The sequence below is a fragment of the Nocardia sp. NPDC058497 genome (genome assembly GCF_042720195.1).
GTDB lineage: Bacteria > Actinomycetota > Actinomycetes > Mycobacteriales > Mycobacteriaceae > Nocardia.
Map to the genome: position 1 here is coordinate 1 of NZ_JBHXMY010000398.1, position 5,618 is coordinate 5,618.

The 5,618-nt window shown below is 70.6% G+C and carries 5 protein-coding genes; 2 read left to right on the forward strand and 3 right to left on the reverse strand.

The window, feature by feature from the left end; genetic code table 11:
* The first annotated feature begins 178 nt into the window (after positions 1-178).
* Positions 179-940 carry a PaaI family thioesterase gene (locus ACFWPJ_RS23070; protein ID WP_378854466.1) on the forward strand — a complete coding sequence of 254 codons (762 nt, stop codon included), beginning with the start codon at positions 179-181 and terminating at the stop codon, positions 938-940.
* 99 nt (positions 941-1,039) lie between these two features.
* Here the strand turns inward: ACFWPJ_RS23070 and ACFWPJ_RS23075 are convergent, their stop codons facing one another.
* Entirely contained in the window at positions 1,040-2,017 is a 978-nt protein-coding gene (locus tag ACFWPJ_RS23075; protein WP_378854467.1) for an alpha/beta hydrolase fold domain-containing protein, read from the reverse strand.
* A 31-nt stretch (positions 2,018-2,048) separates the two neighbouring features.
* Entirely contained in the window at positions 2,049-2,318 is a 270-nt protein-coding gene (locus ACFWPJ_RS23080) for a hypothetical protein (RefSeq protein ID WP_378854468.1), read from the reverse strand.
* A 229-nt stretch (positions 2,319-2,547) separates the two neighbouring features.
* Here ACFWPJ_RS23080 and ACFWPJ_RS23085 point away from each other — a divergent pair, with 229 nt between their 5' ends.
* Complete coding sequence (locus tag ACFWPJ_RS23085; RefSeq protein WP_378854469.1) at positions 2,548-4,830, forward strand: thiamine pyrophosphate-dependent enzyme; 2,283 nt, start codon at positions 2,548-2,550, stop codon at positions 4,828-4,830.
* 36 nt (positions 4,831-4,866) lie between these two features.
* On the opposite strand, the gene ACFWPJ_RS23090 is transcribed toward ACFWPJ_RS23085, so the two are convergent.
* Positions 4,867-5,448: a hypothetical protein gene (locus tag ACFWPJ_RS23090; RefSeq protein ID WP_378854470.1), complete on the reverse strand. Its 582-nt coding sequence runs from the start codon at positions 5,446-5,448 to the stop codon at positions 4,867-4,869.
* Positions 5,449-5,618: the final 170 nt, after the last annotated feature.

Genomic DNA, 5,618 nt, shown 5'->3' on the forward strand with positions numbered 1-5,618 from the left:
CGCCCCCCGCGCGCGCCCCCGCCGCGGCGCGCCCGCCCCGACGGGTGTCGCGCGCGCATACGCCGCCCGCGGCGCGCGCGCCCCCCCCCGCGGGCCCCCCCCCTTTCGCATGCCGGGCCCCTCGCGGCGGCCTCCCCGACCCATCGATATCGTCGAGGGTGTTCTACCGGCCGAAAGGGTGACCACCAGCATGATCCAGACCGAGACGGTGACGATTCCCGGCCATGTGCACGGCTATCCGCAGGTGGCGTTCGGCGGATACGTCGCCGGCATGCTGGCCCGCCGATCCGGGGCCGCCACCGTGCGCGTCGATTTCCGCCGCGCGGTCCCGATCGACACCCCCATCGCCCTGCCCGCCGCCGAACCCGGGCACGCGACACTGACCGACGCGGACGGCACGCTGCTGGCGCAGGCCTCCCCCGCCACACTCGGCATCACCGCGCCGCCCGGTCCCTCCTGGTCGGCGGCCAAGCGCGCCGCCGAAGCCGCGCTCGCCAGCCCGAAACGCCCGGTCACCGACTGCTTCGGCTGCGGTGTCGAGTGCGCCCCTGGCCACGGCCTGCGCCTGTTCCCCTGGCCGGTGCCGGACCGTCCGGTCATCGCCGCTGCCTGGACTCCGGATCAGGGTCTCGCGGACGACAACGGGGAACTGCCACCGGAGATCGTCTGGGCTGCCCTCGACTGCCCCGGTGGGATCGCCGCCTGGGTTTTCCAGGGCATGGCCCGCGGCGCGGTCACCGCAGCCCTCACCGCCACCCGGTTCCAGCCGGTCCTGGCGGGCGCGGAATACATCTCGCATGCCTGGGCGATCCGCAACGAAGGCCGCAAATACACGGTGGGCGTGTCCCTTTCCACACGCGGGGGTGAGCTGTGCGCCCTCGCCGAGGCCCTGTGGGTTGCGCCACGCGAGGAGACCCCGACCCCGGCTGCCGGGCGATAGGGCTGCCCCGGATTCCGGGCGATAGCGCCGCGCTGGCGACTTGCCGTATTCGCGACGAAGTGATCGCCACCGGCTAACTCGATGTCGGCCCCGCCCGGGTCAGCGTGGTGTACTCGCGCGCTCCAGCAGGCGGCTGCGCAGGTGGGCGAGGATTTCCTCGCGGGCAGGCCGGGCTGCGGGAACCAAGCGGGGCATGCTCAGGAAGGCGTGGGTCGCTTCGGCGTAGCGGGTCAGTGTCACCTCGACGCCTGCCTGGCGCAGCCGGTCGGCGTAGGCGGGCGACTGGTCCTCGATGGTGTCGAGACCGGCCGACAGGATGAGGGCGGGGGCGACGCCGGTGAGATCGTCGGCGTACAGCGGCGAGATCGTCCTGCCATCGAACGACGGGGGTAGCGCGATCCGTTGTACCGCACGGCAATTGGCGGGCGACGCGGTCGGGGCGTCGGCGTTCTCGGTGAACGACGGATAACGGAACACGGCGTCCGTCCAGTCGAGCTGCGGATTGATCAGGACCTGGCTGCGCACCGGCAGCCCGAGCTTCGCGGCCCTGATCGCGGTGAGGGCGGCGAGCGTGGCGCCCGCGCTAGCGCCGAGCAGGGCGAGTCGGCCCGGGTCGGCGCCCCATCGCGTGGCCTGCTCGACGAGGCGAGGCACCGCGTCGTAGGCGTCATGGACGGGTTCGGGCACCGGATGCTCCGGCGCCAGGCGGTAATCCACGGAGGCGACCACGGCCGGGGTGTGCGCGGCCAGATGGCTGAGCAGCCAATCGTCCTGGGCCGGAACACCGCCGATGAGGCCACCACCGTGGAAGGCGACGATCAGCGGCAGCCCGGAGCCGCCACTGGTCGGCTGGTGGATCCGCACGTCGAGGGTGCGACCGGGGAGCTCGAGGGCGTGCGTCGTGATCCGCGCACCGGGGTCGGGTTTTCCGAGGACGAAGGCGCCGAGCGCTGATCCCAGGGTGCGCGCTTGCGCGGCACGCAGTTCGACGGCCTCGGCCGGGGTGATCGTGTCCCAGTCCGGTTCGGGCTTCAGTGCGGCCAGTATCCGCATTCGCAGGGGGATTCGGCCTCGCATGATGGGTCCTCCGGGCGTCTCGTCGTGCTGTTCACCGGCCGCTGTGGTCGGGTAGCACTACCGTGCCAGGGCTGACCGGTGGTGCGCTTTCGGAAACATGCGGTCCGGCACGATCACCGCGCACGTCCGGGTCGAGTTCGACCAGCGTCACCGCACAGCACCGTCGTACTGGATCCGGCGCGTGCCATCCGCTGACCGACGTCGAGGCCTGATGCTGTGGCCGCTCGACCCCCTCGCGGCTGCTCGCACCGCCGCCCGCTAGGTGCAGGTACCTGGCGATGCTCTGGTCGGTCTTCGACATCCGCCGGTCGATGTCGGGGCTGGATGTTGTGGTCGCTCGACCGGCCGACTACTCGCACCGCCACCCGCTACGGGCAGGTACCTGCCGATACGCCTGGTCGGTGTTCGACATCCACCGGTCTATGTCGGTCCAAAGTGGCGGCCGGGAGCGTGCGAGCGCCTAGCATCGGATTCCTGGCATGCCGACGGGATTCCGACGTCGACTCGACTGCGGGCGAGGAGTGGGTGCGGTGGGCGAAGTGGCGAGGAGCTCGCTCGACCTGGATGCGGCATTTCGGACCGCGCTGGCCGGTCTCACCGCGGCTGACCGGTGCGATGCCATCGGCGCGATCGATGCCGCGCGGGGGCTGGAACTGTTCGAATCCCAAGTCACCAGCAGGCATCTCGATCTGGCGGCGCGGCGGCTCGGTGCCGCCCGGCAGGGGTTCTACAGCATCGGGTCCTCGGGACACGAGGGCAATGCGGCGGTGGCCGCCGCACTGCGGGTCGACGATCCGGCGCTGCTGCACTATCGATCGGGCGCGTTCTTCGTCCAGCGGTGCAGGCGGATTCCGGGGGCCGACCCGATCCGGGATGTCCTGCTGGGGGTTGTCGCGGCGGCCGCCGATCCGATTTCCGGTGGCAGGCACAAGGTATTCGGGAGCAAGCAGGCCTCGATCATTCCGCAGACCTCGACGATCGCGTCCCAGCTGCCGCGCGCGGTGGGGCTGGCCTTCGCACTGGATCGGGCTGCGCGGCAAGGTATTCCGTGTCCATGGCCCGCTGATGCGGTGGTGCTGTGCAGCTTCGGCGATGCCTCGGCCAATCATTCCACCGCGGCCGGGGCGATCAATACCGCGGTGCACGCCGCGCATCAGGGTGTGCCGATGCCGCTCGTGTTCGTCTGCGAGGACAACGGGATCGGTATCAGCGTGCCGACGCCGCCGGATTGGATCGAACGTTCCTACGGCCCGCGACCCGGGCTCACCTACCTCGCCGCCGACGGTTGCGACCTCCCGAATGCCCTCGGTGTCGCCGAGGACGCGGTCGACCTCGCGCGGACGTGGCGGGTGCCGGTCTTCCTGCACCTGCGCACCGTTCGCCTGGGCGGGCACGCGGGATCCGATGTCGAGGCGGCCTACCGTGGCCCGGCCGAACTCGCCGCCGACCTGGCTCGTGATCCACTGCTCGGCACCGCCCGCTATCTGCTCGGCGCGGGGATCGCCGACGCCGTCGACCTTCTCGACCGCTACGAGCGCATCGGCGCCCACGTCCGCGACACCGCCGACGAGGTGCTCCGCGAGGCCCGGCTCGACTCTGCGGCGGCGGTGACGGCTACCCTCGCCCCGTCCAATCCCGACGCGATCCGCAGCGACGTCGCCCGGACCGTCGGCAACCGCGCTACCGACGTCCTCGCGCCGGCTCGGCCCAGCGGAACACCGGAGGACACCGGTCTGGGGCCGGGCACGGTGCGCGTGCTGGGCTCGCACCGCGATTCCGCAGTCCCCGCACCTGGCCGTCCCCTGCCGATGACGTTGGCCCAGGCGATCAACCACACGCTGGGTGAACTGCTCGCTCGCGACGACGACGTGCTGGTCTTCGGCGAGGACGTGGCCCGCAAGGGCGGCGTCTACGGCGTCACGAAGGGGCTGCGAAAACGATTCGGAGCGCGGCGGGTGTTCGACACCCTGCTCGACGAACAGGCCGTCCTCGGGACCGCCCTGGGAACCGGGCTGGCCGGATTCGTGCCGATCCCGGAGATCCAGTACCTGGCCTACGTCCACAATGCCGCCGACCAGATCCGCGGTGAGGCGGCGACGCTGTCCTTCTTCTCCGACGGCCAGTACCGCAACCCGATGGTGGTGCGCATCGCCGGGCTCGCGTATCAGAAGGGCTTCGGCGGCCACTTCCACAACGACGATTCCCTGGCCGCCCTGCGCGATATCCCCGGCGTCGTCGTAGCGGTGCCCGCCCGCGCCGACGACGCCGCGGCGATGCTGCGCACCTGCGTCTCCGCCGCCCGGGTCGACGGACGCGTCTGCCTGTTCGTCGAGCCGATCGCGCTGTACCACACCAGAGATCTACATCCCGGCGACGAATCCTGGCTCGCCACACCGGCTTCCGAGCACGTCCCGATCGGCAGCGCCCGGGTCTACGGCGACGGCACCGACCTCACCCTCGTCACCTTCGGCAACGGGGTGCCGATGTGCCTGCGCACCGCCGACCGCCTGGCAACCCAGGGCATCCACGCCAGGGTGCTCGACCTACGCTGGCTCAACCCGCTCCCGGTCGCCGACCTGCTCCAGCACGCCGAGGCCACCGGCCACGTGCTCGTCGCCGACGAAACCCGGCGCAGCGGCGGGGTTTCCGAGTCGGTGTACGCGGCGCTCATCGATGCGGGGTACCACGGTGCACTCGCCCGCGTCGCGAGCGAGGACAGCTTCGTTCCGCTCGGCCCGGCCGCGGACACCGTACTGCTGAGCGAGTCGGCCATTGAAGCAGCTGCACAACGGCTTTGCCGACAGGCCCGCTAGCGATCGTCAGCCTCCACCACGGCACGGCTGTTCGGTTCAGGACGCGAGCGTGTAGGTGTACCACGGGCCGTTCACGTGCACGTATTCCTCGTCGTACCCACCATCCGCGGCAGGTGGCTCACCGTATGGCATGTAGGCGTACCCGCCCGGCCCCACCAGCCCCATTCCCGGTACGGACAGTAGGCAGCCGTTGTCCTGTTTGCTGATGTACTTCACCGCGTAGATGCCGATCCGACGGTCGGCGGAGGCGGAATCGCAGGCGATGGCAGCACGTTCCATCGCGGATTCCGACACCCACCAGCCGAGCTGGAGCGGTACTCCGCTGAAAAGCAGTGCCCCGCTGACGAGCACCAGGCCCGGCGCGACCACGCTGATCCACCCCGCCCGATACTCGAGCAGTCCGATGATCGACCACGCCACCCACAGCAGACCGGTGACGGCCAACGCGAATAGCAACATCAGCGGCACGGCGAGGTCTTCCCGGGCGGCGACCGACCAGAGCAGACCCAGACAGCAGACTCCGGTGGCATACGCAAGCCCGCGCGCTACCATCGTCCACCAGTCCTGCGGCCTGGGATCCACCCCCGCCGTCACCGGTACCACTCCCCCAGCGCTCATGCAGAAACCCTACCGGCACAAAGCAGACCGGCAGGGTCGAGCGGGAAGTTCGGGCGAACTCAGGCGAACTTGATCTCCAGGCCGATGCCGAGGATCGCGATCACCCAGACGATGCCGACGAAGATGGTGATGCGGTCGCGGTGAGTCTCGTCGCGGGGGGGTGCGGACAG

Bases quoted from the DNA above. Each gene is read 5' to 3' on its own strand.
- ACFWPJ_RS23075 (WP_378854467.1), bottom strand. From the start codon at position 2,017: ATGCGAGGCCGAATCCCCCTGCGAATGCGGATACTGGCCGCACTGAAG.
- ACFWPJ_RS23080 (WP_378854468.1), bottom strand. From the start codon at position 2,318: ATGTCGAAGACCGACCAGAGCATCGCCAGGTACCTGCACCTAGCGGGC.
- ACFWPJ_RS23090 (WP_378854470.1), bottom strand. From the start codon at position 5,448: ATGAGCGCTGGGGGAGTGGTACCGGTGACGGCGGGGGTGGATCCCAGG.